Origin of the sequence: Bacillus sp. NP157, assembly GCA_018889975.1 — a bacterium.
Taxonomy (GTDB): Bacteria; Pseudomonadota; Gammaproteobacteria; order Xanthomonadales; family Rhodanobacteraceae; genus Luteibacter.
In genome coordinates this window covers 2993820-3018265 of sequence record CP076546.1, presented here as the reverse complement: position 1 = coordinate 3018265, position 24446 = coordinate 2993820, and the positions used below count along the sequence as shown (strand labels likewise).

The following is a 24446-nucleotide window of genomic DNA, read 5'->3' as shown; positions in this document are numbered from 1 at the left end:
TCCGCAAACCAGCGGCGCACTGTGGCGAGCATCGGGTGCGTGATGAGGATCACAGCTTGGCCGCGAACAGGATTGTGGCGATCGTTGACGATGACGAAGCGGTGCGCCAGGCCACCGTGAGCCTGGTCCGATCGCTGGGACACGAAGCACGCGGGTTTGCGTCCGCCGAAGATTTCCTCCGCCCCGGCGGCGACGAGGGCGTCGACTGCCTCGTGACCGACGTGCACATGCCGGGCATCGATGGCACCGTGCTGCAGCGCCGCCTGATGGAGCGCGGGCGCACCTATCCCATCGTCTTCGTCTCCGGCTTCCCTGATGACACGGTGCGCGAGAGCGTCATGGCCGCCGGTGCGTTCTGCTACCTGGGCAAGCCCTACGTCGGCGACACCCTGGTCCATTGCCTGGAAAAGGCCCTCGCCAGCGGCCACTAGGCGCCCTGTCGTGGTTTCGGCACCGGGGTTTGCTACGCTCCGGGCCCATGACACTGACTCTCTTCCTGATCCTGCTCCTCCTCGCCGTCCTCCTGGGCTGGCGCCGTCGCCGCCGCGCCGGAGGCGGCATGTTGTTGCTCGCCGTGGCGTGGCTGTTCTTCGCCGGCTGCGGACCACTGACCGGCCTGCTGCTGGGTAACCTGCAATCGGGCTTCTCGCCCGACGTGACCGGTTGGGGCCAGCGCAACGTGATCATCCTGCTCGGCGCCGGCACGGTACGCGGCGGGGCAGGGTCGGTCGAACCGAGCCTGTACGCGAATGGACGGATCCTGCGCAGCGCCGAGTTATACCGGGCGTGCAAGGCCACCGGCGCGGATTGCAAGGTGGAGGTGAGCGGCGGCGATGCCGCGCATAACGGCGTGGCCGAGGCCGATACGTACGCCGTGACGCTGGACCGGCTGGGCGTGCCGCGCGCCGACCTGATCCTCGAGGCGAACAGCATGAACACCTTCGCCAACGCACAGAACAGCCGCCCACTGGTCATGGCCTACCGCGCCGACAAGGTCGTGCTGGTGTCGTCGGCCGTGCACCTGAAGCGATCGTTGCTTTACTTCGCGCATTTCGGCATGCGCGCCGAGCCGGTGCGCGGCGATTATGTGCAGGCGCGTTACGACTGGTTGCCGAGCAGCGAGAACCTGTTCTTCGCCGATTTCGCCATCCACGAATATGTCGGCGTGTGGCGTTACCACCTGTATAACGCCATGGGCTGGAACGCGCCGAAGGTTCCTGAAGAAAACGTGAGCGTGCAGACACATAGCTAACATCCGGCCACTTATGCTGGCCCATCGTCCAGCCACGGACAGCCAACCAAGGAGATGCCTGTGAAGTCTCGTTACATCTTTGCCGCCCTGCTGGCCACCGCCTCGATCGCCCCGGCCAGTTTCGCCCAGCAGGCCCAGCCTGCCACGCCGGCACCGGCCGCGAATCCCGCCTCGCAGATCCCTGCATCGGACAGGCAGGCGATCCAGAACTTCAATCTCACCGACGACGTGTTCAACCGATTGGTTGCGGTGTCGAAGGAAGCGAAGAAGCAGGGCATCAAGCCGAAGGACGCGCCGACCGATTTCTCGAAGATCCATTCGCTGGACGACCTGGCGAAGACGGTGACCGACTCCGACCCGCGTATCGGGCCGCTGATCCAGAAGAACGGTTTCACGCCGCGCGATTTCATGCTCGCCAACCTCGCCGTCACCAATGCGGCGATCGCGTCGGAAGCTAAGAACAACCCTCAGATGGCGCAGTATGTTGACCAGTCGAAGGTCAACCAGAAGAACGTCGCCTTCTATGAATCGCACAAGGCGCAGATCAATGCGCTGATGTCGGAAGACGACGCGCAGCAGTAAACGTAAATGTAGGAGCGCGCCTGCGCGCGATGGGGGCTGATGTAACCCCCATCGCGCGCAGGCGCGCTCCTACAGGTAATGATGCTTAGTTGGTGCCGTGCAGGGCGTGCTTGAGATCACGCATCTGGTCATGGCCGCTCTTCACCGAAACGTAGGCTTCGTTGATCAGCGAGCGCGTGCCGGCAGTGACATCGTTGTCCTTCAGCGCGTCTTCGTACTTCGCCTTGATGTGGTCTTCGCCGCGTTCGACTTCGTCGACGATCGCGACATCGTCCTTCGAGCCGATCTTCGCGCGCAGCTCGACGAACATGCGGTGGGCCTTGGCCAGCACGGTGCCGTCGTCTTCCGGGGTGCCGCCCAGTGAACGGACCTGCTGCTGCAGGCGCTGGGTGACCTGGCGACGCTCGGAAGCGCGCTGCTGGAACGACGCCGCATAACGGGTGTTTTCAGCATCCTTGGCCGCCTCGCCATAGCCTTCGGCGCTGTCGATCGTGGTTTCGATCAGGTTGTTGAGAACCTTGATGTCATGTTCGGTCGTTGCAGTCATCAGTCGTGCTCCTTGGTATGGGTGTCGTCGGGGAGTGCCAGCATCGCGTCCGGGGGCGGATGCGGCGCGTGAAATACGCGTGGCGGGTTCCACCACGCGGGCAAGCGGTTCATACATGTGTTTTTCCGGAGATTGAAATGACATCCAGGCGTCGCGCACTGGTTACAGGCGCATCGGCAGGCATCGGTGAAGCGTTCGCGCGCGAACTCGCGCGGCGTGGCCACGACCTCGTCCTCACGGCGCGTCGCGCCGATCGTCTCGAAGCACTTGCGACGGAGTTGCGCGAACGGCATGGGATTGAAGCGATCGTCGCTCCGCTCGACCTCGCGCGCACCGACGGCGTGGAAGCGCTTGTCGCCGCGTTGGAGGCCCAGGGCTTGCAGATCGACACGCTGGTCAACAACGCCGGCTACGGCGTCACCGGCTATCTTGACGAGCAACCCTGGCAGACCCACGCCGCCTTCATCCAGGTGCTCATGACCGCGCCGACCGAGCTCTGCTGGCGTTTGCTCCCGGCCATGAAAGCGCGCGGGCATGGCCGGATCATCAACGTGGCCTCGCTGGCCGGCCACGTGCCGGGATCAGCGGGGCACACGCTGTATGCCGCGTCCAAGGCCTACCTCATCAAGTTCTCGCAATCGCTGGCTCTTGAGACGAAGGGTACGGGCGTGCAGGTCACCGCGGTCTGCCCGGGTTTCACCTACTCGGAATTCCACGACGTGAACGGCTCGCGGCCGCTGGTCTCGAAGATGCCCGGCTTCATGTGGATGGATTCGCCGACGGTTGCCCGCCAGGGCCTTGATGCCGTAGAGGCCGGCACGCCGGTCTATGTCAATGGCCGGGTCAACCGGGCGGTCAAGGCGCTGTTCAAGCTGCTGCCCGACGCCCTTGCGCTGAAGATGGTCGAACGCCAGGGCCGTCGTTTCCGGGTCCACGGCAAGACCGGGTAAGCCGCCACCGGCGACCATGACCTCTGGCATACGCCCGGCCCCGCGCCGGGGGCTAGCCTCGTCCGGTTCGCGGCGCGATCCGCGCCGACACGTTCCGTCATGGGGTTTTACGATGTCCAAACATTATCCGGCGCTGGCTGGCGCCGTCCTCCTCGGCCTTGCCGGGGCCGTTTCCGCCCAGGCCGTCAGCGTCGACGATTACCGTCGCGCCGATGCGATGCTGGCGAACAACACCATGCCGCTCGTGGATCACTCCGTGCAGCGCGTGAAGTGGGTCGACGACGGCCATTTCTGGTACCGCGACCATTCGAAGGATGGCGACCAGTACCTGACCGTCGACGCCGCCACCGGCAACGCCACCCCGGCGTTCGACCGCGACAAGGTCGCGAAGGCACTATCCGAAGCCACCGGCAAGAAGGTCGACCCGGCGAAGATCCCGGTTACCGACTTCGTCGTCCGTCCGGACGATGGCCTCGACATCACCTCGGGTGGCAAGCACTACACCTGCGACAAGGCGATGGGTAAGTGCGAGCTGGCCGCGGTGAAGAAGGATCCGAACGGCAAGGCCTACGGCGAAGAGCCGGGCCTGAAGTCGCCGGACGGCAAGTCCGAAGCCTTCGTGCGTGACTGGAACATGTGGGTGCGCGACGTGGCCTCCGGCGCGGAAACCCAGCTGACCACCGACGGCATCAAGGATTACGGCTACGCCACCGACAATGCCGGCTGGAAGCACACCGACGAGGCCATCCTGGTCTGGTCGCCGGATTCGAAGAAGGTCGCCACGTTCCAGCAGGACCAGCGCAAGACCGGCGAGATGACCCTCGTCAGCGTCAACGTTGGCCACCCCAAGGTCGACACCTGGAAATACCCGCTGCCGGGCGACCAGGACGTGACCATGATCGAGCGCGTCGTGATCGACGTGCCGACGAAGAAGCTCGTCCGTTTCAAGATGCAGCCGGACCAGCATCGCTCGACCATCTGCGACGACGTGTCGTGCAGCCCCGGCGTGTGGGACGACGTGCGCTGGTCGGCCGACGGCAAGAGCATCGCCTTCGTCTCCACGGCACGCGACCACACCCACGAATGGTTCCGCGTCGCCAACCCGGAAACCGGTGACGTGCGCACCGTGTTCGACGAAAAGGCGAAGACCTATTTCGAGGGCGGCAACGAAATGGCCAACTGGCAGTACGTGCCAGAGACCGACCAGGTGGTCTGGTTCTCCGAACGGAGCAACTGGGGCCACCTGTACATGTACAGCCTGAAGACCGGCAAGCTCGAGCAGCAGATCACCAAGGGCGACTGGAACGTCACCCAGGTGCTGCACGTCGATCCCAAGACGAAGACGATCTGGTTCCGTGGCGTCGGCCGCGAGAAGGGCGTCGATCCCTACTACCAGCAGTTCTACAAGGTCGGCTTCGACGGCAAGGGCCTGACCCTGCTGACCCCGGAAAAGGCGGACCACACGGTGTCGGTGTCGAAGGACGGCACGTATTTCTTCGACTCCTATTCGACGATCGACACGCCGCCTGTTGCGGTAGTCCGTCGTTCGGATACGGGGGCCACGGTGAAGGAGATCGCCCGCGCCGACGTCTCGCGCCTGAAGGCCGCCGGCTGGGTCGCCCCGACCTCGTTCACGGTGAAGGCGCGCGACGGCAAGACCGACCTGTACGGCCAGATGTTCAAGCCGTCGCATTTCGATCCGTCGAAGAAGTATCCGCTGGTGGTCTACATCTACCCGGGCCCGCAGGTGGGTTCGGTGCGCACGCGCAGCTTCGCCCCCTCGCACGGTGACAACCAGGCGCTGGCCGAACTCGGCTTCGTCGTCGTCGCGGTCGACGGCATGGGCACGCCGCTGCGTTCGAAGGCGTTCCACGACGCGTACTTCCAGAACATCGGCGACAACACGCTGCCCGACCAGGTCGCGGCGGTGAAACAGCTGGTGAAGCAGAACGCCTGGATCGACGGCGACAAGGTCGGCATCTGGGGCCATTCCGGCGGCGGCAACGCCACCGCGACGGCGATGTTCCGCTATGCCGATACCTTCAAGGTCGGCATCTCGGAGTCGGGCAACCACGATAACCGCAACTACGAAGACGACTGGGCCGAGAAGTGGCAGGGCCTGCTGGTCAAGGACAAGGACGGCAAGTCGAACTACGACGACCAGGCCAACCAGAAGTGGGTCGACGGCCTCAAGGGCCACCTGATGATGGCCCACGGCACCTTCGACGATAACGTGCCGCCGTACGAAACCCTGCTGGTGGTCGATGCACTGATCAAGGCCAACAAGGACTTCGACCTGGTGATGATCCCCAACGCCCACCACGGCTACGGCGCGGCCACGCAATACATGACCCGCCGCCGCTGGGATTACTTCGTGCGTTACCTCAAGGGTGAAACGCCGCCGAAGGAATTCAAGCTGACCCCGATCGAACGATAGTCGAGCGCCACCACTGTAGGAGCGCGCCTGCGCGCGATTGGCCTCGCGAAAGGCTGTCGCGCGCAGGCGCGCTCCTACACTCGTTTCGGGGCAGGCGTTAGCCACGCCCGTCGCGCGCAGGCACGCTCCTACATTCGTTTCGGGGCAGGCGTTAGCCACGCCTGTCGCGCGCAGGCGCGCTCCTACACTCGTTTCAGGATAGGGTGATGTGTACGCCGGGCACCGGGACGAAATGCATCGCCACCGCGTTCATGCAGTAACGCAGCCCGGTCGGATCCGGACCATCGTCGAACACATGGCCGAGGTGTGACCCGCAACGGGCGCAGCTCACCGCGACGCGCTCTTCCAGCAGGCTACGGTCGGTGGTCTGCACGATGTTCCGCTTGGAAATCGGCTGCCAGAAGCTTGGCCAGCCCGTCCCGGAATCGAACTTGGTCTTCGCGTCGAACAGCGCCGTATCGCAGCCGATGCAGCGATAGAGGCCATCGTCATGCCGATTCCAGCCCGGGCCCGTGTACGGCGGCTCGGTGCCCTCGTGTCGGGTGACGTAATACGCGCGCGAATCAAGCTTTTTCTGCCACTCGTCGTCGCTGAGCACGACTTTCGCCTCGACGCAGGTGCCGAGCGGCTTCTTGTCAGGTGCGAAACAGTCCAGCGTCACGTTGCCGCCGGCCTGGGCCGGCTTGGGTGCCTCGGCGGCCATCGCCGGCCGGCTGGCGCGGAAGATGAACGGGAGGGAGATCGAAGCCGCGGCCGTGGCGGCGAAGACGGTCAGGAAGCGGCGGCGATCAGGATCGGTGCGCATGGAACCTCCGGAAGCAGGGAAGGGCGCCACGGGGCGCCCTCCAACACAGACCGGCCAACCCGGCCCCGGCTTACATCCCGATCGACCGACGCATCAATCGTCGACCCAATGGCACCGACGCTCGGTGCTGTAGGTCGCATTCTTGTCCTGGTGGTTCTTCTGGACCTGGTTGCCCACGTAGCCACCGGCCACGGCGCCACCCACCGTCGCCAGCGTCTTGCCCTTGCCGCCGCCGACCTGATGGCCGAGCACGCCGCCAGCTACCGCGCCGACGCCGGTGCCGATCAGCCGGTTGTTGTCCTTCGACTGGATCTGCTTGGTTTCTACGTCCTCGCAGACCTGGTGGCGAGCAAAAGCGGGGGCGACCACGCCAAAGGCGAGGCTAAGGGCTGCAACGGCTGTAAGGGATTTCTTCATGGCGTGTCCTCCTTATCGACGGCTTTCAGGGATACCGCCGCCGTCGTGATGGACGGGTCAACAGCGGCCCGATTCGCGGCCCGCACCGACATCGCGTATGGCCGCGGTTTAATTGGCGTACCGCGCGCCTCCGCCACGGCCTCGGTCAGTTCCGCGCCCAGCAACAGGATTAGCGCCGAGTAATAGACCCACACAAGCAGGACCACGACACCGCCTGCGGGGCCGTACGGGCCACCCACGTTGCTGCGTTCCAGGTAGATGCCGATGGCGTATTTGCCGATGACGAACAGCAGGGCGGTCAGCGAGGCACCGATGATCGCGTCGCGCCATTCGATGATGGCGTCGGGGAGCACCTTGTAGATCGCCCCGAAGATCAGCACGAAAACGGCGAACGAGATCACCATTTCCAGCGCATGCCAGCCCACCGTGCCGCCGCGGACGAAGACCGCGATCAACGCGCTCGCCGAGAACGAGATCACCAGCAGGAAGGCGAGCGAGAGCAGCAGTCCCAACGCATGCAGGCGGGCACGCAGCCAGCCGAGGATGGCCCGGCTGGTGTTGCCCGGCCGCGGCTGCAGGCTCCAGACGCGATTGAGTGCACCTTGCAGCTGGGCGAACACGGCCGAGGCGCCGACCAGGGTGACGCCGAGGCCGATCAGGCCGGCCACGCTGCCGACGCTAGGGCGCTGCTTCGCGTTCTCGATCACCAGCTTCACCGCGTCGGAGGCGCGGGCACCGACCAGGCCGTTCAGGCCATCGACCAGCTGGGCCTGCCATTCCGGGCGCAGCGAGGCGACGACCCAGAGCAACAGCACCAGCAAGGGGGCGAACGAGAGGGCGGAGTAGAAGGCCAGCGCGGCGGCGCGGGTCATCAGCTCGTCGTCGCTGAAGCCCTTCGCCGTGGTTTTAACGACCTGCCAGCCGAGGTTGATCCTGCGGTCCACCGGGGATCCTCACTTGGAATTGAGGACAGGGTGGGTCTTCCGGCGCGAAAAAAACGTGGACTCAGGCCGCCAGGTCCATCCGGCCGATCGCCTCGGCGATCCCCTCGGCCCCACGGACCTCGATCACCCGGTCGGTCATGTTGAACCCGGTCACCACCTCGTGGGCCCAGGTGCTGTGGTAGGGCATGTACACGCCCCAGCCGCCCAGTTCCACCACCGGGGCGATATCCGACTTCAGCGAATTGCCGACCATGGCGAAGCGCCCCGGGACCACGTCGAACTCGCGGAACAGCCGCTCGTAGGCGGCCGGATCCTTCTCCGAGACGATCTCGATCCGGTGGAAGACGTCGGCGAGGCCGCAGCGGGCGACCTTGTATTCCTGGTGGAACAGGTCGCCCTTGGTGATCAGGACCACGCGGTGGTGTTCGGCCACGTGCTCCACGGCCTCGCGGATGCCGGGTAGCAGCTCGACGGGGTGGGCCAGCACCTCCTTGCCCAGGCGCACGATGCGGTGGATATCGCGTGCTTCGATCCGGCCGTCGGTGAGCTCGATGGCCGATTCGATCATCGACAGGGTCATGCCCTTGGCGCCGTAGCCGAACAGGGCGATGTTGCCGCGTTCGGTGGCGAGCAGGCTGTCGCGCAGGCCGCCGACGGCGAGGTCGACGTATTTGCCGAGGATGGCTTCGAACGCGTCCTGGGCGCGATCGTAGAATTCCTGGCTGTGCCAGAGGGTGTCGTCGCCGTCGAAGCCGACCAGGTCGATCATGGGGGTATCTCGTGGGTCTACCGCGCTAGGATAGCGCCATGTATGAATTTACCGATATCGCTTGTCCGTACTGTGGCGAGACCATCGAGGTGGCGGTGGATACCTCGGCGGGTAGCCAGTCGTACATCGAGGACTGCCAGGTCTGCTGCCGTCCCATCGTGATGCGCCTGCTGGTCGACGAGGCCGACGATTCCTTCGACCTCACCGCCTCCGCCGAAAACGACTCCTGAGGCTGCGCGGCGCTCGGGCGTGGTCGCCTGATCCGGCCTCCTCGCGGCGCTCGGGCGTTCTGGCACGAAGAGCCCTCGGCGCCTACCCTCGCTGCTCAGACAGCGTTCTGGCGTGCGACAGGGAGGGGCTGCTCCGCAGCCCGTTTTTTGATTTGGCCTGCGGCCGCGCACCGGGTGCCGGGCGGAGGTTCTTGATTCGGCATCCTGCCTCAACAAGAACGGCCGGCCATCGTGGCCGGCCCCCTGCGGGCTTCTTCCGCCCGGCCCCCTCGCCGCCACGAACTCGCCTCGAGGGTAGGCGCCGAGGGCTCTTCTTCCACGTTCCCGCGGGCTGGGTTGGACAGCCGAGGCACCGCGGTGTCTCCTGTAGGAGCGCGCCTGCGCGCGAATCGAATGGCCTAAACACTGCGGTACCGGCGCCCGGGATCATCATTTCAATGTGATTCGAAGGCGTCCGCATGAACCGGTGTATCAGGTCCCATCATCCCCGCTCCGTTGGATTTTCGCGCGCAGGCGCGCTCCTACAAGAGCTATGCGGGCTGCAAGAACAGACCTCGGCGCCCACCCTCGAGGCGAGTTCCGCACAAGCGAGCGGCCGTAGGCCGATCAAGTACATGGGCCGCGGCTGCGGCCAACCCTGTCGAGCGCGGAGGACCTGTCTGAGCAGCGAGGGTGGGCGCCGAGGGCTGGTCCTGCGACCACGTACGAGCGCTGCGGAGCGGTCGGTGATGGCGGTACGGTCGGTCGCGCGCAGGCGCGCTCCTACAGGGCGGCCGGAGTGCCGCGCGGAGGTCGGACAAGAAAAGGCCCGGGGTTGCCGGGCCTTTGGGACTTAGAACGCGACGCTGGTTTTGAGGCCAAGCACGAACGCATCGTCGTTCTGCTTGCTGCCGCCCGGATCCTTGATGTACTGCAGGTTCGGACGAATCGCCACCGACGGAATCGGCGACCAGCTGTAGAACACTTCGGCCACCTTCTCGTAGCCATCGTTGACGATGCCCGGGTTATCCGGGTTCAGCGCATTGATCAGGCGCTGGTTCTTCGCGGCATAACCATTCGCGTGCGAACCCGCGATGGCCGCGCCGATGAAGTCGTTCGGGCGATCGAAGATGCCCTTGTACTCCATGCCGAGCGCGATCTGGTTATTCGTCGCCGACGTGGCGTGGTCGGCCGAGGTGACGTTGAGGAACACCGTCGTACCCTTGCCACCCGCGACACCCGAGACCTGCTGCTGGAACGTGATCCACGCACCGCGGCGCGAATCGTGCTGCAGGGCGCTGCCGCCGTATTCGGCGAGCGGCTGGTGATCCGTATTCAGATACAGATCGTTACCCTTCGACGTGTTGTACCAGACGCCGGCGCGATACGAACCCGGCAGGCCGTTGAGCGTGGGCTTCCAGCCGAACTCCAGCGGGATCAACGCACCCGTGGTGCCGCTCGGGAAGCCTGGCGTCAGGCCGTGATGCACGGCATAGGAATCGTCCGCATACTTCGGATTCATCTGGTAGCCGGCAATCTGCACGAACGTGTCGCTGCTGGTGTTCAGCTTCAGGACCGTGGCCCACTGGCTGGTCGGCCAGTTGATCCAGTAGTCGCCGACGATGTTGCCCGGCTGCGCGCCGCAGAACGAAAGGTTCTGGAAGTCGCACGAGAACTGGTTGATGTCCTCGCCCACCGGCAGGCGGCCGACCTTCCAGGTCAGTGCGCCGTCGAAGAACTTCTGTTCGAGGGCGAAGATGGTCAGGTGCCACGTCTGGCCGCGACCGTAGACTTCCTGGATCAGCTGGTTGTTGCCGATGTGCGCATCGGCACCGATGTCGCGACCGTTACGGTCGGTGACCATGATGGTGAACTTCGCGCCGTCCCAACCCCAAAGCTTCTGCAGGTCGAATGCGGTGCCGAGTTTCCACTGGTCGGTGTAGCGGGTGATGCTCTTGGTACCACCGGAATAGTTGTGCGCGGCTTCGAAACCGTAGCCGAAGTCAAACGTGATGCCTTTGTCTGCGAGACGGCTACGCTCGCCGCCCCAATCGCCGAACAGATACTTGCTGGTGGACAGATCACCAGTTCCGGACGTCGTCGCATCGTCGGCGTGGGCAGCACCGGCGAACGCGAGTCCAGCTAACACAACGCCTGCGAGGGGACGCTTGATCAGATTCGTAAGCATGAACCCTTCTCCCTGAAAATTTACGCTTTTTCGTACATGGTTTTTGTTTATATCAGTTGCGATGCACCATGTTTCTTGTGCTCACAACCGGCGAATCATAGACGTTTTGTCAGACTAATGCGTGGGCATCGCGAATTCGGCGCCAGCGCTTTCATCGTGGTTCAGCCAACGCTGTGTAACGGCTTTCTGCCGCGTGTAGAAACGTACGGATTCAGGGCCATGCGCGTGGTGATCGCCCATGAGGCTCTTTTTCCACCCACCAAAGCTGTGGAAAGCCATCGGTACAGGAATTGGCACGTTGATGCCGATCATGCCGACCTGGACCCGATGCGCAAATTCGCGTGCGACCTGTCCATCCCGCGTGAAGATGGCCGTGCCGTTGCCGTATTCGTGGTCGTCGACAAGCTTGAGCGCGCTCGCAAAATCCGGCGCTCGAACGACGCAAAGCACGGGTCCAAAAATCTCTTCCTTGTAAATCCGCATGGCCGGCGTGACGTGGTCGAACAGCGTGCCACCAACGAAAAAGCCCTGTTCGCAACCGGCCACCTGGTAGCCACGACCGTCGACGACGAGCTCCGCGCCAGCCGCTTCGCCATCGTCGATGTAGCCCGTGATGCGATCGCGATGGATCGCGGTCACGACCGGGCCCATCTCCACCGTTTCGTCCAGGCCGTGGCCGATGCGTAGCGCTTCCACGCGTGGCTTGAGCCTGGCGACCAGCGCGTCAGCCGTGGCCTCGCCCACCGCCACGGCGACGGAAATCGCCATGCAGCGCTCGCCTGCGGCGCCATAACCTGCACCCATCAGCGCGTCGGCCGTCTTGTCCAGGTCGGCATCGGGCATGACGATCATATGATTCTTGGCCCCACCCAGGGCTTGGACGCGTTTGCCCTTGGCGGTGCCGCGCGCATAGATGTACTCGGCGATGGGCGTCGAACCGACGAAGCTGATAGCGCGCACGAGGTCGTGGTCGAGCAGTGCATCCACCGCGGTCTTGTCGCCGTGGACGACGTTGAACACACCGTCGGGCAGGCCCGCTTCCTTCAGCAACACGGCCAGTTCGACGGCGAGCGACGGATCGCGCTCGGACGGCTTGAGCACGAACGTGTTGCCGCAGGCGATGGCCATCGGGAACATCCACATCGGGACCATCGCGGGGAAATTGAACGGCGTGATACCGGCGCAGACGCCGATCGCCTGGCGCATGGTCCACGCATCGATGCCGTTGGCGATCTGCTCGGTGTATTCACCCTTGAGCAATTCGGGGATGCCGCAGGCGTATTCGACCACTTCCAGGCCGCGGATGATTTCGCCCTTCGCATCCGAGAGCACCTTGCCGTGCTCGGCGACGATGACGCGGGCGAGCTTGTCCATGTCGCGCTCGATCAGTTCCTTGAAGCGGAACATCACGCGGGCGCGCTTCAGCGGCGGGGTTTCGGACCACTTGCGGAACGCGGCGTGGGCCGCCTGCACGGCGACATCGACGTCGGCGACCGAGGCTAGGTCGACTTCCGCGGCGATCCGGCCACTGGCCGGGTTATAGACCGGTGCCGTGCCCGTGGGGGAGCCGGCGTACGCCTTGCCGCCGATGTGGTGGCCGATGCGATAGAGGTCGTGGGTTTCGGGCTGTGCGGACATGATTCGTGTGTCTCCGGTCGCGCGCTCAGCGCGCGATCATCCATTCGTGGGCGGGGTCGTTGCGGAAGTGCCACTCGCGGCGCGGTCCGGCCATGACGTTGAGGTAGTAGCCGCGGTAGCCATGCGGCATCACCACGGGGTGGTAGCCGCGCGGCACCATCACCACGTCGTGGTCACCGACGGCCATCGACTCGTCGATGTCGCGCTCGTCGGTGTAGACGCGCTGGAATGCAAAGCCCTGCGGTGGGTCGATGCGGTGGTAATAGGTTTCCTCCAGCACGCTCTCTTCCGGCAGGTTGTCGGTGTCGTGCTTGTGCGGCGGATAGCTGGACGAATGCCCGGCCGGGGTCAGGACCTCGACAACCAGCAAGGATTCGGCATGCTCCGTCTCCGGCAGGATGTCGCAGACGTAGCGGGTGTTGGCGCCCGCACCGCGCACGGAACGCTTCATGCCCTGCGGTTCGATCAGCCGTGCTTCGAACTGGCCGGTGGCCGGTGCGCTGGCGAGGGCGAGTTCGGCGGCGTCATGTGCCGTGACGGTATAGGTGGACGACGGCGGCGCGTACACGGCGTGGGTCGAGCGATCCTCGAACACGCTTGCGCGGCCGCCGAGGCCTTTCCAGGCGTGCCCGGCGACGCTGATGTCGACGGTGCCGGTCAGCACGACCAGGCAACCTTCGCGATCGGCGGGGAGGGCAAGCGTGACGGATTCACCGGCCTTCAGGCGACGAGCCTCGAAGCCCACGTGCTTCCACCGTGCGGACTCCGGCGTGACCTTGACGATGGCCTCGCCTTGCGCCGCGGCCTTGACGAGCAGGCTCATGCGACCTCCTTCACCGGTTGCCGGTCGAGCAGGGAACGCAATGTCTGGTAGCCCTTCTCCGCATAGGCGTAGCTGGGCGCCACGGACGGATCCTGTTCGGCCTCGACGACGAGCCAGCCCCGGTAGCCATGCGATTTGAGCCGATCGACGATGCCGGCGAAGTCGATGACGCCGTCGCCCGGCACGGTGAAGGCGCCGTTGAGGACGGACTCCAGGAAGGTCCAGTGGCGGTTGCGCGCCATGCGGACGATGCCGGGACGGACGTCCTTGCAGTGGACGTGGCAGATGCGATCGATGTGCCGGTCAAGCACGGCAAGCGGATCGCCGCCACCGAAATAGGTATGCCCGCTGTCGAACAGCAGGCCGACTTCATCGCCGGTGTGCGCCATGAGCTGGTCGATATCGTCCGGCGATTCGACGTAGGCGCCCATGTGGTGGTGATAGGCGAGGCGGACGCCGTGCGACAGGGTGAACTTCGCGAAATCGGTCAGGTTCTCGCCGTAGCGTTTCCACTCGTCGCTCGTGCGGAAACGTGGCCGCTTGTGCAGCGGCTGCGGCTCGCCCTGGATGGCGTTGGCTACTTCGCCGTAGACCATCACCTTGCAACCGTTCTCCGCGAGCAGGCGCAGATGCTTGCCGACGGCAACGATCTCTTCGCTGGCGGGACGGGTCGCGGCGCGCCCCGAATACCATCCGCTGACCACGTCGAGGCCGTAACCGGCCATCAGGTCGCGCAATTCCGCAGGATCTTTCGGAAATTTGTTGCCGAGCTCGAACCCTTCGTAGCCGATCGCCTTGCCTTCGCTGAGCGCGGTCGACAGGGGCGTCTCACCGCCCAGCGAGGGCAGGTCGTCGTTGCTCCATGAGATCGGGTTGATGCCGATGCGGATGGGATCATTCTTCATGCTGGCGTGTTCCCGGCCTTGCGGCCCACGATGGCGGATTCATAGCCGGCGCGCGCCGTGCGCACCGCTTCCCGCGTGGAGACTTCCGGCACCGCCACGTCCCACCATACGCCGCCCTCGGCGGTGGTGCGCGTGTGGTCGGTGTCGATGCAGATGAGATACGTGCGGTCGGCGGCGCGCGCCCGTTCCATCGCGGCCTCGAGGCCAGCGATGTCGGCGACATGCTCGGCGACGGCGCCCAGTGCGCGGGCGTGCGCTGCGAAATCGATGCGCGGCACGCCGTGCCGACCCTGCAGGCAGTCGTCGAACATATTGTTGAACGGTGCACTGCCCGTGGCCTGTTGCAGCCGATTGATGCAGCCGTAGCCGCGGTTGTCGAGCAGCACGATGATCAGCTTGGCGTCGAGCATCACCGAGGTGGCAATCTCGGAGTTCATCATCAGGTAGCTGCCATCGCCGACCATCACGATCACCTCGCGATCGGGCTCGGCCATCTTCACGCCCAGGCCACCGGCGATCTCATAGCCCATGCACGAGTAGCCATACTCCATGTGGTAGCCGCCCGGCGTTTCCGTACGCCACAGCTTTTCCAGTTCGGCGGGCAGCGTGCCGGCGGCGCAGACGACGATGTCGCTCATGGCCGAGTTCGTCGACGAGCGTTGCACGGCGCCGATCACTTCGCCGTCGTAAGGCAGCCGGCCGGTGGGTGCCTCGCGCTGTCCGGTGATGCGCGAAACAGTGTCGACCCATGCCGTGGCCGCTTCGCGCGCACGCGTGCTCCACGCTTCGGGCGCAGCCCAGTCTTCCAGCGCGAAGCTCAGGTCGTCAAGGACCTGTGCCGCGTCGCCGATCACTTCCAGGCCGTCGCCCTTCAGGGCATCGAAGCTGTTGACGTTGACCGAAAGGATCGGCACGTGGCGGAAGTGGGCGTTCGAGCCGGTGGTGAAATCCTGCAGGCGCGTGCCGACGGCGATGATCAGGTCGGCTTCGGCCAGCATGTCGTTCGCCGCGGTGGATCCGCACACGCCAGCGGGGCCGAGCTGCAGCGGATGGTTCCACGGCATCGCGCCCTTGCCGGCCTGGGTTTCGCAAACGGGCACCCCGTGCTTGTCGGCGAACGCGAGCAGCTCTGGCGTCGCCTTCGCATAGAGCGCGCCACCGCCGGCGATGATCACCGGGCGTTCGGAGGCCTCGATCGCATCGAGCGCCTCCATCAGTTCGTCGTCGGTTGGCTGCGGCGCGCGGAAGACGATTTCGCGCGGTTCGAAGAACGACAGGGGGTAGTCGTACGCTTCCGCCTGGACATCCTGCGGCAGGGCGAGCGTCACCGGGCCGCACAGCGCCGGATCGGTGAGCGCACGCACGGCGCGCGGGAGCGCCGTCAGCAACTGCTCAGGCCGGACGATGCGATCGAAGTAGCGCGAAACCGGGCGGAAGCAGTCGTTGACCGACACGGTGCCGTCGCTGAAGTCCTCCAGCTGCTGGAGCACCGGGTCGGGGGCGCGCGAGACGAAGACGTCACCCGGCAGGAGCAGCACGGGCAGCCGGTTGACGTGGGCCAGCGCGGCGGCGGTGATGAGGTTGGTGGCACCCGGGCCGATCGAGGTGGTCACGGCCATCATGCGTCGACGCATGCTGGCCTTGGCGTAGGCGATGGCGGCGTGCGCCATCGCCTGCTCGTTGTGGGCGCGGAACGTGGGTAGCGTGTCGCGTGCTTCGTACAGCGCTTCGCCCAGCCCGGCCACGTTGCCGTGGCCGAAGATGGCGAACACCCCGCCAAACAGCGGATGGGCTTCGTCCGAGTCCGCGTCGCGCGCTTGCAGCGCTTCCAGGTAGCGAACGAGGGCCTGGGCACAGGTGAGGCGGATGGTCTCGCTCATGCCGCGGCACCTTCGGCAACGCGGCTTTCGGGCTGCCGCTGGGTGCCCTGCTGCCACGCGCGGATCATCGCTTCGAAGGCCGTACGGGCCTGGTCGACCAGGGTCGCATCGTCGATCCGGCCGGCCAGCCAGGCTTTCGAGGGCTCGGCGAACAGCGTGCGGCCCACGGCGAAGCCACGGACCGTGCTGCTGCCGGTCGCGTCCGCAAAGCCGGCGGCGAGGGATTCCGCCGGTGCGTTGAGGCCGAGCAGCAGCACGCCGCGGCAGAACGGGTCACGTTCATGGATCAGTGCATCGATGGCCGGCCATGCCTCGCGGCGCGGCGGGCAAAGCTTCCACCAGTCGGGCTGGATGCCCAGGTTGTAGATGCGCTTCATCGAGCGAAGCACCAGCTCGTCGCGCTGCGCGTGGCTGGTGCAACCCGGCGGGATCACTTCGAGCAGGAGCTCATGGCCACTGAGCTTCGCCGCGTCGTACAACGCGAGCAGTTGGGTTTCCTGCTCGACGCGATGCAGCGGCTCGGCGTCGGGGTCGAACTGCACGAGGCACTTGATGACGTGCTCGCGCGGCCAGCTGACCAGCTGGCTGCCGATGGAGCGGCCGCGTTCGAATTCCAGCGGGTTGGAGCCCGGCACTTCGACCGGACGGCCGATCCACCAGCTGCGGCCGGTGGCGGCGTTCAGCGCGTCCTGGCCATAGCGGTCGTCGGCGAGCAGGCCGACGTGGCCTTGCAGGCCGTTAGCACGCTCGGTGGCGGCCACCGCCTCGACCAGCAGTTCCTTCAGGCGGGGCAGGCGCGCTTCGTCGCCGCCGGCCTCGCGCACCAGTTCGAAGAACGGCGTGCGATGGTCGAAGGCGAACACGTACAGCTCGTTCCATGCCTTGCGCGGGATCGCCGCGCGGTGCAGGTGCGAGAGTTCGGCATCGAGGTCCGGCCGGGCGATGCCACCCTCGCGGCCGAGGAAGGCGTCGAGTTCGGCACGGGCGGGCATGGCCGGCGCGCAGGCATGTCGCGACACCACGATGGCGCCGCAGGCATTGGCCCACGCACAGGCGCGCTCGATGCTTTCGTCACGCAGCCAGCCGGCGAGGAAGCCCGACAGGAACGCATCGCCGGCACCGAGGACGTTGAGCACTTCCACCCGTGCGCCCCGATAGGTTGGTGCGTGGTCGATATCGCCCGGGATCGGGCCGTCGATGACCGTGCAGCCCAGCGGACCACGCTTGACCACCAGCGTGGCGGCGGTGATACCGCGGACGGCGCGCAGGGCGGCGAGCAGGTCTTCGCTGCCACCGGCGATGTGGAATTCTTCCTCGGTGCCCACGATCAGGTCGAACAGGGGAAGCATGGCCTGCAGGTCGCGCGTCACATGCTCGGCGGCGACGAAGCGCTGCGCCCCGTTGCCGCGACCGGTGAGGCCCCAAAGGACCGGACGGTAGTCGATGTCGAGCACCGTGCGGACATCGTGGCTTCGCGCCAGCTCAAGCGCGCGCTGGCTGGCCGCGCGCACGCCGGGTTGCGACAGGTGCGTGCCGGTGATGGCCAGCGCGCGGCAGCGGCCGATGAAGGCCTCGTCGATATCCGCCGCGTCGAGCGCCATGTCGGCGCAATTCTCGCGGTAGAACAGCAACGGGAACGTCGTGCTGTCCTTGATGCCAAGGATGGCCAGTGCCGTCAGCCGCTCCGGGTCGACCTTCACCTGGCTCACGTCGCTGCCTTCGTTGGCCAGCGTTTCGAGCAGGAAGGTACCCATCTGGTCATCGCCGACACGCGAGAGCATGGCCGACTGCAGGCCAAGCCGCGCGGTACCGAAGGCGACGTTGGCGGACGAGCCACCGAGGTATTTGGCGAAGCTGGTGACGTCTTCCAGGCGGGCGCCGATCTGCTGGGCGTAGAGATCCACCGCGAGCCGGCCGAGGCAGGCAACGTCGATGGGGCGGGAGGTGGAGCGGGGCAGGGGACTACGCATGGTTATGTGTGTTCTTCAGGCCGCACGGCCTTCCAGTTCATCGACGAGGCTCTGGATCTCAGTGCCGCCGGCCATCATGTCGAGCACTTCTTCCTTCGTGATGCTGGTTTTCTCGAAGGTGCCCATGGACTGGCCGCGGTTGAGCAGGGTGAAGCTGTCCGCGATGGGATAGGCGTGATGCACGTTGTGGGTGATGAAGATCACCGAGATGCCGCGTTCGCGCGCCTTGTGGATCAGCTTCAGCACATTGCAGCTCTGCTTGACGCCGAGCGCGGCGGTGGGTTCGTCGAGGATCAGCACCTTCGCGCCGAAATGGATCGCGCGGGCGATGGCCAGGCACTGCCGTTCGCCGCCGGACATGGTGCCGACCGGCTGGCCGGCATCGCGCACGTGGATGCCCATTTCCGCCAGCTTCTCGCGCGCCGTTTCGTTGGCGTACTGCATGTCGAGCACCGGGATCACGCCGAACATCTTCTTGCGCGGCTCGCGGCCAGCGAAGAAATTGCGCGCCACGCTCATCAGCGGCACGAGGGCCAGGTCCTGGTAGACGGTGGCGATGCCGCGGTCGAGCGCTTCCCGCGGCGAATTGAACTTCACCGCCTCGCCATCCACGCGGTATTCGCCCTGGCTGGGCTGGTGCACGCCGGCCAGCGTCTTGATCAGGGTGGACTTGCCGGCACCGTTGTCGCCGAGCAGGCAGTGCACTTCGCCGCGTTTGAGCTTCAGCGTGACGCCTTGCAGGGCGATCACCGTGCCGAAGAACTTGCTGACGTTGTCCAGTTCCAGGATGTAGTCGGTAGCCATGTCCGGTGTCCTCACTTCGTGCTCGCAGCGCGGCTGCGGATGTAGTGGTTGAACAGCACCGCCAGCAGCAACATGCCGCCGAGGAAGACGCGGTACCAGTCCGAATCGATGTTGGTGTAGGAAATGCCGATCTGCACCACGCCGAAGATGAGGGCGCCGAAGCAGGCACCGATCACCGAGCCGAAGCCACCGGTGAGCAGGGTGCCGCCGATGACCACGGCGATGATGGCCTCGAATTCCTTCTGCAGGCCGCGATCCGCCGCCGCCGAGCCCACGTCCGCCACCTGCAGCACGCCGAACAGGCAGGCGCAGAATGCCGTGAGCACGAACAGCGAAATCTTGACCCGGCGCACCGGCACGCCCACGTTCTTCGCCGCGTTGGAGTCGCCACCCACGGTGTAGATCCAGTTGCCGAAGCGGGTGCGGGCGAGGACGAAACCGGCGGCGACGGCCATCACGGCCCACCACACGAGCACCTTCGGGATGCCCTGCACGACCGGGTCGCCGCTGGGCAGCTTCTCGATCAGGTTCATGCCGGCCAGTGCGGTGAACAGCCAGTGGAAGGTCGTGCCGGAAAACAGCGCGTTGATCACCGGATCCTGGGCGAACTTGTCGCCTACGCCGCTGACGATGGTGCTGTTGGCGAAGCGGGTCGACAGCACCAGGGTCAGGCCGCGCAGGATGAACATGAAGGCGAGCGTGACGATGAAGGATGGCAACCGGGTGCGCACGACGAGGTAGCCGTTGAGCGCGCCGAGTGCCATCGAGCCGGCGAAGGCGAAGATCACCGCCGCCCACAGCGGCCAGCCCATGTACATCGGTGGGATGGCCACGAGCACGCCGGCGAAACCGATCATCGAGCCCATGGACAGGTCGAATTCGCCGGCGATCATCAGCAGGCAGGCGCCCACGGCGAGGATGCCGAGGTAGCCTGCCACCTGTGCCCAGTTGATGACGCCATCGAGGGCGAACATGCCCGAATCACCGGCGAAGATGCCGAAGAAGACGAAGACGAGCACCGTGCCGGCGATCGACCCGAGTTCGGGCCGGTCCAGCAGGATGCGCCACGGCGAAACCCGCCGTACGCGTTCATCCGTGGGTGCCGCGGTTTCCTGCGCTTCTGCGCGCTGACGCTGGATCATGTTGGTAACGCTCTCGTTGATGGCGCTCATGGGTTACTCCCGGCGGTCAGCGGTACTGGCCGGCGTACTTCTCGACGGTGGCGACGTTTTCCTTCGTGACGAAGGCCGGGCCCGAGCTGACGCCGGTGGCGGTGTAGATGGGCTTGAGGTCGTATTCCTTCAGGCGCGCCTGGAACTTCGGGTTCGCCTTGAGGGCCGCGATGATCTTCGCCGGGTCCTTGGTGTTCTGGTCATGCGCGATCACCAGTGCGGCGATGCCCATGTAACCCTGCAGGTAGGGCTGCTGGTCGATGGCGTACTGGATCGTGCCGGCCTTGATGCCGGCGATGATCGCGGGCGACAGGTCGAAAGTGCCGAAGTTGATCTTCCCGGCCAGGTGCATGTCCTGGACCACCTTGATCGTGGGCTCGGCGGCATTGGGGCCGAGCGCCAGGATGGCCTGGGTCTTCGGGTTGGAACGCAGGTAGGCGCTGACCTTGGAGGCGACCACGGTCGGGTCCATGCCGCTGTCGATCATCGAGGTCTTGCGCCAGTCCTTCACGCCGATCGCTTCGGCGAAGCCCTGGCAGCGCTCGAACGAGGCGTTGTTGGTGGCGTAGTGGTTCACGCAGACGAAGCTGGTGATGCCCGCGGCCTTGGCCCGCTCGCCGGCGGCCTTGCCCGCATCGTATTCACTCTGGCCCACGTGCAGGATCGCGCCGATCTTCTTGCTCTCGTCGGGCGTGCCCGAGTTGATCGTGACGATCGGAATGCCCTTGGCCGAGACCTTCGCGGCCGGGCCCTGCAGCACGGAGAAGTTGGCGATGTCGAAGGCGACGCCCTTGTAGTTGCGGGCGGCGGCGGACTCGAGCTGACGGGCCATTTCGGAAAGGTCGCCGTTGCCGGAGCCGCGGTAATCGACGGCGACGTTGAAGTCTTCGCCGGCCTGCTTGATCGAGTTCTTGATGGTGTTCCACCACGAATCGGAATCGGCGGCGTGGGAAACGAGGACGTAGCGGTCGCCGGGTGCCGCCTGGGAGGCGGGGGCGGCAAGGCCGAGGCCAAGGGCCAGGGCAGCTGCCAGCGTGGCGTGGAACGGTTTGAATCGCATATTGCCTCCACGTGGGACCGGGCAGGCCGGTCGGGATGGGTACGGACGAAGCGATGACGGCCCTGCGGCCGCTGTTTTGCCGGAAAGCGGGCCGAGCATGGACCTGCCGTTCCACGGTTGCAATTTGCATTGCAACATAGAAATAAATGGAAAATATGTTCCATGCCGTGCTTCAATGCCGCCGGACCCCCACCGGAGCCAACGATGGCCAAACGCAGCGAAGCCGATCTGCTGATGAAGCGCATTGCCGACGAATTCGAGGCCTTGCCGCGCCAGTTGCAGGGGGTGGCCCGATACCTTGAGGAACATCGGAGTTCGATCATGGTCCAGCGCGTCGGCGAGATCGCCGAGGGCTCGGGCGTGCATGCGTCGGCGGTGGTCCGTTTCGCCCAGCGCTTCGGCTATTCCGGCTTCAGCGAGATGCAGGCGGTGTTCCGCGACGCCTTCACGGCGCAGGCATCGCCTTCGCGCAGCTACCAGCAACGCATCCGCAGCGTCATCCAGGACCGGCCCGGTGCGATGCCCGCCGTGGAAATCGCCTCGCGCTTCATCGACGCCAGCCGCATGGGTCTGGACGAACTGGCCGCGGAGCTGGACGAAACCCGGTTCCAGAAAGCCGTCGACCTGCTCGCCGGCGCCGAGAACATCTACGTGATGGGCGTGCGCCGTTCGTTCGCCATCGCCACCTACATCGCCTATGCCCTGCAGCACACGCAGAAGCGCGTGCACCTGGTCAGCGGGCTCGGCGGCATGTTCCGCGAACAGTTGCGCAGCATGGGCAAGGGCGATGCGCTGATCGCGATCAGCTTCCCGCCGTTCGGCAAGGAAACGCTGTACGCGATGCGCGTGGCCCAGCAGCACCACGCCAGCGTGCTTGCCATCACCGAGAGCGACCTGGGCCCGCTGGCCCGCCATTCCGACGTGTTGCTGAAGGTGAAGGAGGGCAGCGCATTTGCCTTCCGCGGCCTCACCAGCACGATGTGTCTCTGCCAGGCGCTGTTCGTGGCGCTGGCCTACAAGCTCGAACTAACCGTCGAAGAAACGCTTCCCCGAGGAGAATACGATGATTGAAGTCGCTGTCTTTGGTGCCGGTCGCATCGGCAAGATCCACGCAGGCAACGTGGCACGCCACCCGCAGGCGCGCCTGCGCTACGTGGTGGACGTGCACGCGCCGTCGGCCAGCGAGCTGGCGGAAAAGCACGGCGCGAAGGTCGCCAGCGTCGACGAGGCGCTGAACGATCCGGCCGTGGGTGCGGTGGTCATCGGTTCCAGCACGGACACCCATGCCGACCTGATCCATCGTGCGGCCGCGGCCGGCAAGGCGATCTTCTGCGAGAAGCCGGTGGACCTGGACGTCGAGCGTGCGCGCTCCTGCCAGGCGGCGGTGGAGAAGGCCGGCGTCACCTGCATGATCGCGTTCCAGCGTCGCTTCGACCCCACGTTCGCGTCGCTGAAGAAGCGCCTGGACGACGGCGAGGTCGGCACGCCCGAAGTGCTCATCGTCACCAGCCGCGACCCGGGCGCCCCGCCGGTGAACTACATCAAGAGTTCGGGCGGCGTGTTCAAGGACATGCTGATCCATGACTTCGACATCTTCCGCTGGATCCTCGGCGAGGAAGCGGTGAGCGTGCACGCGGCGGGCAGCTGCCTGACCGATCCGGCGATCGAAGGGGCCGGCGACATCGATACCACGGCGGTCACGATCCGTACGAAGAGCGGCAGGCTGTGCCAGATCAACACCTCGCGCCGCGCGGCCTATGGCTACGACCAGCGCTTCGAAGTGCTCGGCAGCAAGGGCATGCTCCAGGCCGGCAATGTCACGCCGACCCAGGTGGTTTCGCACACGGCGGCGCATATCGCGCACGACCTGCCGGAGCATTTTTTCCTCGAGCGCTACCGCGAAGCCTATGCGGCGGAGATCGCCCATTTCTTTGACGCGCTGGCATCGGGCTCGCCGGTGCGCACGACGATCGCCGATGGCATCAAGGCGCTGGAACTGGCCGAGGCCGCCGCGCGTTCCTGGCGCGAAGGCCAGGCCGTGGCCGTGAACATCTGAGGACGCATCCATGAGCAAGCTTCGTATCGGCCTGGCTGGCCTCGGCCGGCTTGGCCAACGTTACGCCGAAAACCTCGCCCGTGCCGTTCCGCGCGCGGAACTGGTCGCCGTCTGCAGCCCGGTGGAGAGCGAGCGCGCCTGGGCGCGCGACAGCCTGGCTATCGGCACCGTGTTCGACACTTATGAGGAGATGCTCGCCTCGCCCGACATCGATGCCGTCGTCCTGGTGACGCCGACATCGCTGCATGCGACGCAGATCGAGCAGGCCCTCGATGCGGGCAAGCACGTGTTCTGCGAGAAACCGCTCTCGCTCGAACTGGACGATTGCCGGCGCGCCGCCGCCCACGCCGCCAAGGCCTCGAAGCGCGCGATGGTCGGCTTCGTCCGCCGTTTCGACGAAAGCTACCGGAATGCCTTCATGCACATCGAAGCCGGCGGCATCGGCCGGCCCTTCCTCGTCTATTCTCAGACGACGGACCTGGCCGATCCGACCGGTGCCTTCCTGAAGTTTGCCCCGACCAGTGGCGGCATCTTCCTCGATTGCAGCGTGCACGACGTCGACCTGGCCCGCTGGCTGCTGGGCCGCCCGAAGGCGAAGAAGGTCTACGCCACCGGCACCGTGGCGATGTACCCACCGCTGGAGGCGATCGGGGACGTGGATAACGGCATCGCCATCATCGAATTCGAAGGTGGCCAGATGGCGATGTTCTACGCCTCGCGCACGCAGGCGCATGGCCACGACACGCAGACCGACGTCACCGGCACCGGTGGCAAGGTCAGCATCGGGCGTAACCCGCGCCTGGACCGGGTCGAGATCGCCGACGCGAACGGCGTCCGCAACGCCGTGCTGCCGTCGTTCTACGAACGCTTCGCCCCCGCTTTCGTCACCCAGGCAAGGCACTTCGTGGACGCCGTCCTCGACGACACCCCGTTCGACCTGACCATGGACGACGCCGTCGAGGCCACCCGCATCGCGGTGGCGCTGCGCGAATCCCAGCAAACCGGCCAGCCCGTCCTCCTGGCCTGATCGCGTCCCAG

The 24446-nt window shown here is 65.6% G+C and carries 23 protein-coding genes; 9 read left to right on the top strand and 14 right to left on the bottom strand.

From position 1 onward, the window contains the following. Positions 1-74: 74 nt before the first annotated feature. From KPL74_13910 to KPL74_13900, 3 genes are read left to right on the top strand one after another with little or no spacing between them, the layout of a single operon-like run. Complete coding sequence (locus tag KPL74_13910; protein ID QWT18836.1) at positions 75-431, top strand: response regulator; 357 nt, start codon at positions 75-77, stop codon at positions 429-431. Positions 432-478: 47 nt separating this feature from the next. Beyond that, positions 479-1252: a YdcF family protein gene (locus tag KPL74_13905; GenBank protein QWT18835.1), complete on the top strand. Its 774-nt coding sequence runs from the start codon at positions 479-481 to the stop codon at positions 1250-1252. A 60-nt stretch (positions 1253-1312) separates the two neighbouring features. Further along, positions 1313-1834, top strand: a complete 522-nt coding sequence (locus KPL74_13900; protein QWT18834.1) for a hypothetical protein — start codon at positions 1313-1315, stop codon at positions 1832-1834. 85 nt (positions 1835-1919) lie between these two features. Here the strand turns inward: KPL74_13900 and KPL74_13895 are convergent, their stop codons facing one another. Continuing rightward, entirely contained in the window at positions 1920-2381 is a 462-nt protein-coding gene (locus KPL74_13895; GenBank protein ID QWT18833.1) for a PA2169 family four-helix-bundle protein, read from the bottom strand. Positions 2382-2518: 137 nt separating this feature from the next. On the opposite strand from KPL74_13895, the gene KPL74_13890 reads away from it, so the two are divergent. Both KPL74_13890 and KPL74_13885 read left to right on the top strand, forming a co-directional pair. Further along, positions 2519-3331, top strand: coding sequence for an SDR family oxidoreductase (locus KPL74_13890; protein ID QWT18832.1), 813 nt, complete (start codon positions 2519-2521; stop codon positions 3329-3331). Between the two features lie 112 nt (positions 3332-3443). After that, positions 3444-5768, top strand: coding sequence for a S9 family peptidase (locus KPL74_13885; GenBank protein ID QWT18831.1), 2325 nt, complete (start codon positions 3444-3446; stop codon positions 5766-5768). Positions 5769-5961: 193 nt separating this feature from the next. On the opposite strand, the gene msrB is transcribed toward KPL74_13885, so the two are convergent. The 4 genes from msrB to KPL74_13865 form a co-directional block, all read right to left on the bottom strand. Then, positions 5962-6573, bottom strand: coding sequence for a peptide-methionine (R)-S-oxide reductase MsrB (msrB, locus tag KPL74_13880; protein ID QWT18830.1), 612 nt, complete (start codon positions 6571-6573; stop codon positions 5962-5964). A gap of 93 nt (positions 6574-6666) precedes the next feature. Next, entirely contained in the window at positions 6667-6990 is a 324-nt protein-coding gene (locus KPL74_13875; protein QWT18829.1) for a glycine zipper 2TM domain-containing protein, read from the bottom strand. Further along, a complete protein-coding gene (locus KPL74_13870) occupies positions 6987-7934 on the bottom strand; it encodes a YihY/virulence factor BrkB family protein (protein ID QWT18828.1) in 948 nt (315 codons plus the stop codon). Before KPL74_13870 ends, KPL74_13875 begins: the two co-directional genes overlap by 4 nt. A gap of 61 nt (positions 7935-7995) precedes the next feature. Then, the gene (locus KPL74_13865; GenBank protein ID QWT18827.1) at positions 7996-8703 is read right to left on the bottom strand and encodes an HAD family hydrolase; all 708 of its coding nucleotides are present in this window, start codon (positions 8701-8703) and stop codon (positions 7996-7998) included. 38 nt (positions 8704-8741) lie between these two features. Between KPL74_13865 and KPL74_13860 the strand changes: the two genes are divergently transcribed. Continuing rightward, positions 8742-8933 carry a CPXCG motif-containing cysteine-rich protein gene (locus KPL74_13860; protein ID QWT18826.1) on the top strand — a complete coding sequence of 64 codons (192 nt, stop codon included), beginning with the start codon at positions 8742-8744 and terminating at the stop codon, positions 8931-8933. Positions 8934-9765: 832 nt separating this feature from the next. Here the strand turns inward: KPL74_13860 and KPL74_13855 are convergent. The 9 genes from KPL74_13855 to KPL74_13815 all read right to left on the bottom strand — a co-directional run bounded on the left by KPL74_13855 (position 9766) and on the right by KPL74_13815 (position 21352). After that, entirely contained in the window at positions 9766-11100 is a 1335-nt protein-coding gene (locus KPL74_13855; protein QWT18825.1) for a carbohydrate porin, read from the bottom strand. A 114-nt stretch (positions 11101-11214) separates the two neighbouring features. Further along, on the bottom strand, positions 11215-12738 hold the full coding sequence (locus tag KPL74_13850) for a CoA-acylating methylmalonate-semialdehyde dehydrogenase (GenBank protein ID QWT18824.1): 1524 nt from the start codon (positions 12736-12738) through the stop codon (positions 11215-11217). 25 nt (positions 12739-12763) lie between these two features. Beyond that, positions 12764-13561: a 5-deoxy-glucuronate isomerase gene (gene iolB / locus KPL74_13845; GenBank protein QWT18823.1), complete on the bottom strand. Its 798-nt coding sequence runs from the start codon at positions 13559-13561 to the stop codon at positions 12764-12766. Next, positions 13558-14466, bottom strand: coding sequence for a myo-inosose-2 dehydratase (gene iolE / locus KPL74_13840; GenBank protein QWT18822.1), 909 nt, complete (start codon positions 14464-14466; stop codon positions 13558-13560). Before iolE ends, iolB begins: the two co-directional genes overlap by 4 nt. Beyond that, positions 14463-16346 carry a 3D-(3,5/4)-trihydroxycyclohexane-1,2-dione acylhydrolase (decyclizing) gene (gene iolD / locus KPL74_13835; GenBank protein QWT18821.1) on the bottom strand — a complete coding sequence of 628 codons (1884 nt, stop codon included), beginning with the start codon at positions 16344-16346 and terminating at the stop codon, positions 14463-14465. Before iolD ends, iolE begins: the two co-directional genes overlap by 4 nt. Continuing rightward, positions 16343-18316 carry a 5-dehydro-2-deoxygluconokinase gene (gene iolC, locus KPL74_13830; GenBank protein ID QWT18820.1) on the bottom strand — a complete coding sequence of 658 codons (1974 nt, stop codon included), beginning with the start codon at positions 18314-18316 and terminating at the stop codon, positions 16343-16345. The genes iolD and iolC overlap by 4 nt, the downstream gene beginning before the upstream one ends. A gap of 15 nt (positions 18317-18331) precedes the next feature. Beyond that, positions 18332-19120 carry an ATP-binding cassette domain-containing protein gene (locus KPL74_13825; GenBank protein QWT18819.1) on the bottom strand — a complete coding sequence of 263 codons (789 nt, stop codon included), beginning with the start codon at positions 19118-19120 and terminating at the stop codon, positions 18332-18334. An 11-nt stretch (positions 19121-19131) separates the two neighbouring features. Next, entirely contained in the window at positions 19132-20292 is a 1161-nt protein-coding gene (locus KPL74_13820) for an ABC transporter permease (protein ID QWT18818.1), read from the bottom strand. A gap of 16 nt (positions 20293-20308) precedes the next feature. Further along, positions 20309-21352, bottom strand: a complete 1044-nt coding sequence (locus KPL74_13815) for a sugar ABC transporter substrate-binding protein (protein QWT18817.1) — start codon at positions 21350-21352, stop codon at positions 20309-20311. Between the two features lie 204 nt (positions 21353-21556). Between KPL74_13815 and KPL74_13810 the strand changes: the two genes are divergently transcribed. From KPL74_13810 to KPL74_13800, 3 genes are read left to right on the top strand one after another with little or no spacing between them, the layout of a single operon-like run. Continuing rightward, on the top strand, positions 21557-22423 hold the full coding sequence (locus KPL74_13810) for a MurR/RpiR family transcriptional regulator (GenBank protein ID QWT18816.1): 867 nt from the start codon (positions 21557-21559) through the stop codon (positions 22421-22423). Further along, a complete protein-coding gene (iolG, locus tag KPL74_13805) occupies positions 22416-23408 on the top strand; it encodes an inositol 2-dehydrogenase (GenBank protein ID QWT18815.1) in 993 nt (330 codons plus the stop codon). The genes KPL74_13810 and iolG overlap by 8 nt, the downstream gene beginning before the upstream one ends. Before the next feature lie 10 nt (positions 23409-23418). Then, entirely contained in the window at positions 23419-24435 is a 1017-nt protein-coding gene (locus tag KPL74_13800; protein ID QWT18814.1) for a Gfo/Idh/MocA family oxidoreductase, read from the top strand. The last annotated feature ends 11 nt before the right edge of the window (positions 24436-24446 follow it).

Coding starts and splice junctions, on each gene's coding strand:
- KPL74_13885 (QWT18831.1), top strand. CDS start 3,444: ATGTCCAAACATTATCCGGCGCTGGCTGGCGCCGTCCTCCTCGGCCTT.
- KPL74_13890 (QWT18832.1), top strand. CDS start 2,519: ATGACATCCAGGCGTCGCGCACTGGTTACAGGCGCATCGGCAGGCATC.
- KPL74_13815 (QWT18817.1), bottom strand. CDS start 21,352: ATGCGATTCAAACCGTTCCACGCCACGCTGGCAGCTGCCCTGGCCCTT.
- KPL74_13895 (QWT18833.1), bottom strand. CDS start 2,381: ATGACTGCAACGACCGAACATGACATCAAGGTTCTCAACAACCTGATC.
- iolC (QWT18820.1), bottom strand. CDS start 18,316: ATGCGTAGTCCCCTGCCCCGCTCCACCTCCCGCCCCATCGACGTTGCC.
- KPL74_13905 (QWT18835.1), top strand. CDS start 479: ATGACACTGACTCTCTTCCTGATCCTGCTCCTCCTCGCCGTCCTCCTG.
- KPL74_13865 (QWT18827.1), bottom strand. CDS start 8,703: ATGATCGACCTGGTCGGCTTCGACGGCGACGACACCCTCTGGCACAGC.
- KPL74_13875 (QWT18829.1), bottom strand. CDS start 6,990: ATGAAGAAATCCCTTACAGCCGTTGCAGCCCTTAGCCTCGCCTTTGGC.
- iolB (QWT18823.1), bottom strand. CDS start 13,561: ATGAGCCTGCTCGTCAAGGCCGCGGCGCAAGGCGAGGCCATCGTCAAG.
- iolD (QWT18821.1), bottom strand. CDS start 16,346: ATGAGCGAGACCATCCGCCTCACCTGTGCCCAGGCCCTCGTTCGCTAC.
- KPL74_13850 (QWT18824.1), bottom strand. CDS start 12,738: ATGTCCGCACAGCCCGAAACCCACGACCTCTATCGCATCGGCCACCAC.
- iolG (QWT18815.1), top strand. CDS start 22,416: ATGATTGAAGTCGCTGTCTTTGGTGCCGGTCGCATCGGCAAGATCCAC.
- KPL74_13810 (QWT18816.1), top strand. CDS start 21,557: ATGGCCAAACGCAGCGAAGCCGATCTGCTGATGAAGCGCATTGCCGAC.
- KPL74_13855 (QWT18825.1), bottom strand. CDS start 11,100: ATGCTTACGAATCTGATCAAGCGTCCCCTCGCAGGCGTTGTGTTAGCT.
- KPL74_13860 (QWT18826.1), top strand. CDS start 8,742: ATGTATGAATTTACCGATATCGCTTGTCCGTACTGTGGCGAGACCATC.
- KPL74_13800 (QWT18814.1), top strand. CDS start 23,419: ATGAGCAAGCTTCGTATCGGCCTGGCTGGCCTCGGCCGGCTTGGCCAA.
- iolE (QWT18822.1), bottom strand. CDS start 14,466: ATGAAGAATGATCCCATCCGCATCGGCATCAACCCGATCTCATGGAGC.
- msrB (QWT18830.1), bottom strand. CDS start 6,573: ATGCGCACCGATCCTGATCGCCGCCGCTTCCTGACCGTCTTCGCCGCC.
- KPL74_13820 (QWT18818.1), bottom strand. CDS start 20,292: ATGAGCGCCATCAACGAGAGCGTTACCAACATGATCCAGCGTCAGCGC.
- KPL74_13825 (QWT18819.1), bottom strand. CDS start 19,120: ATGGCTACCGACTACATCCTGGAACTGGACAACGTCAGCAAGTTCTTC.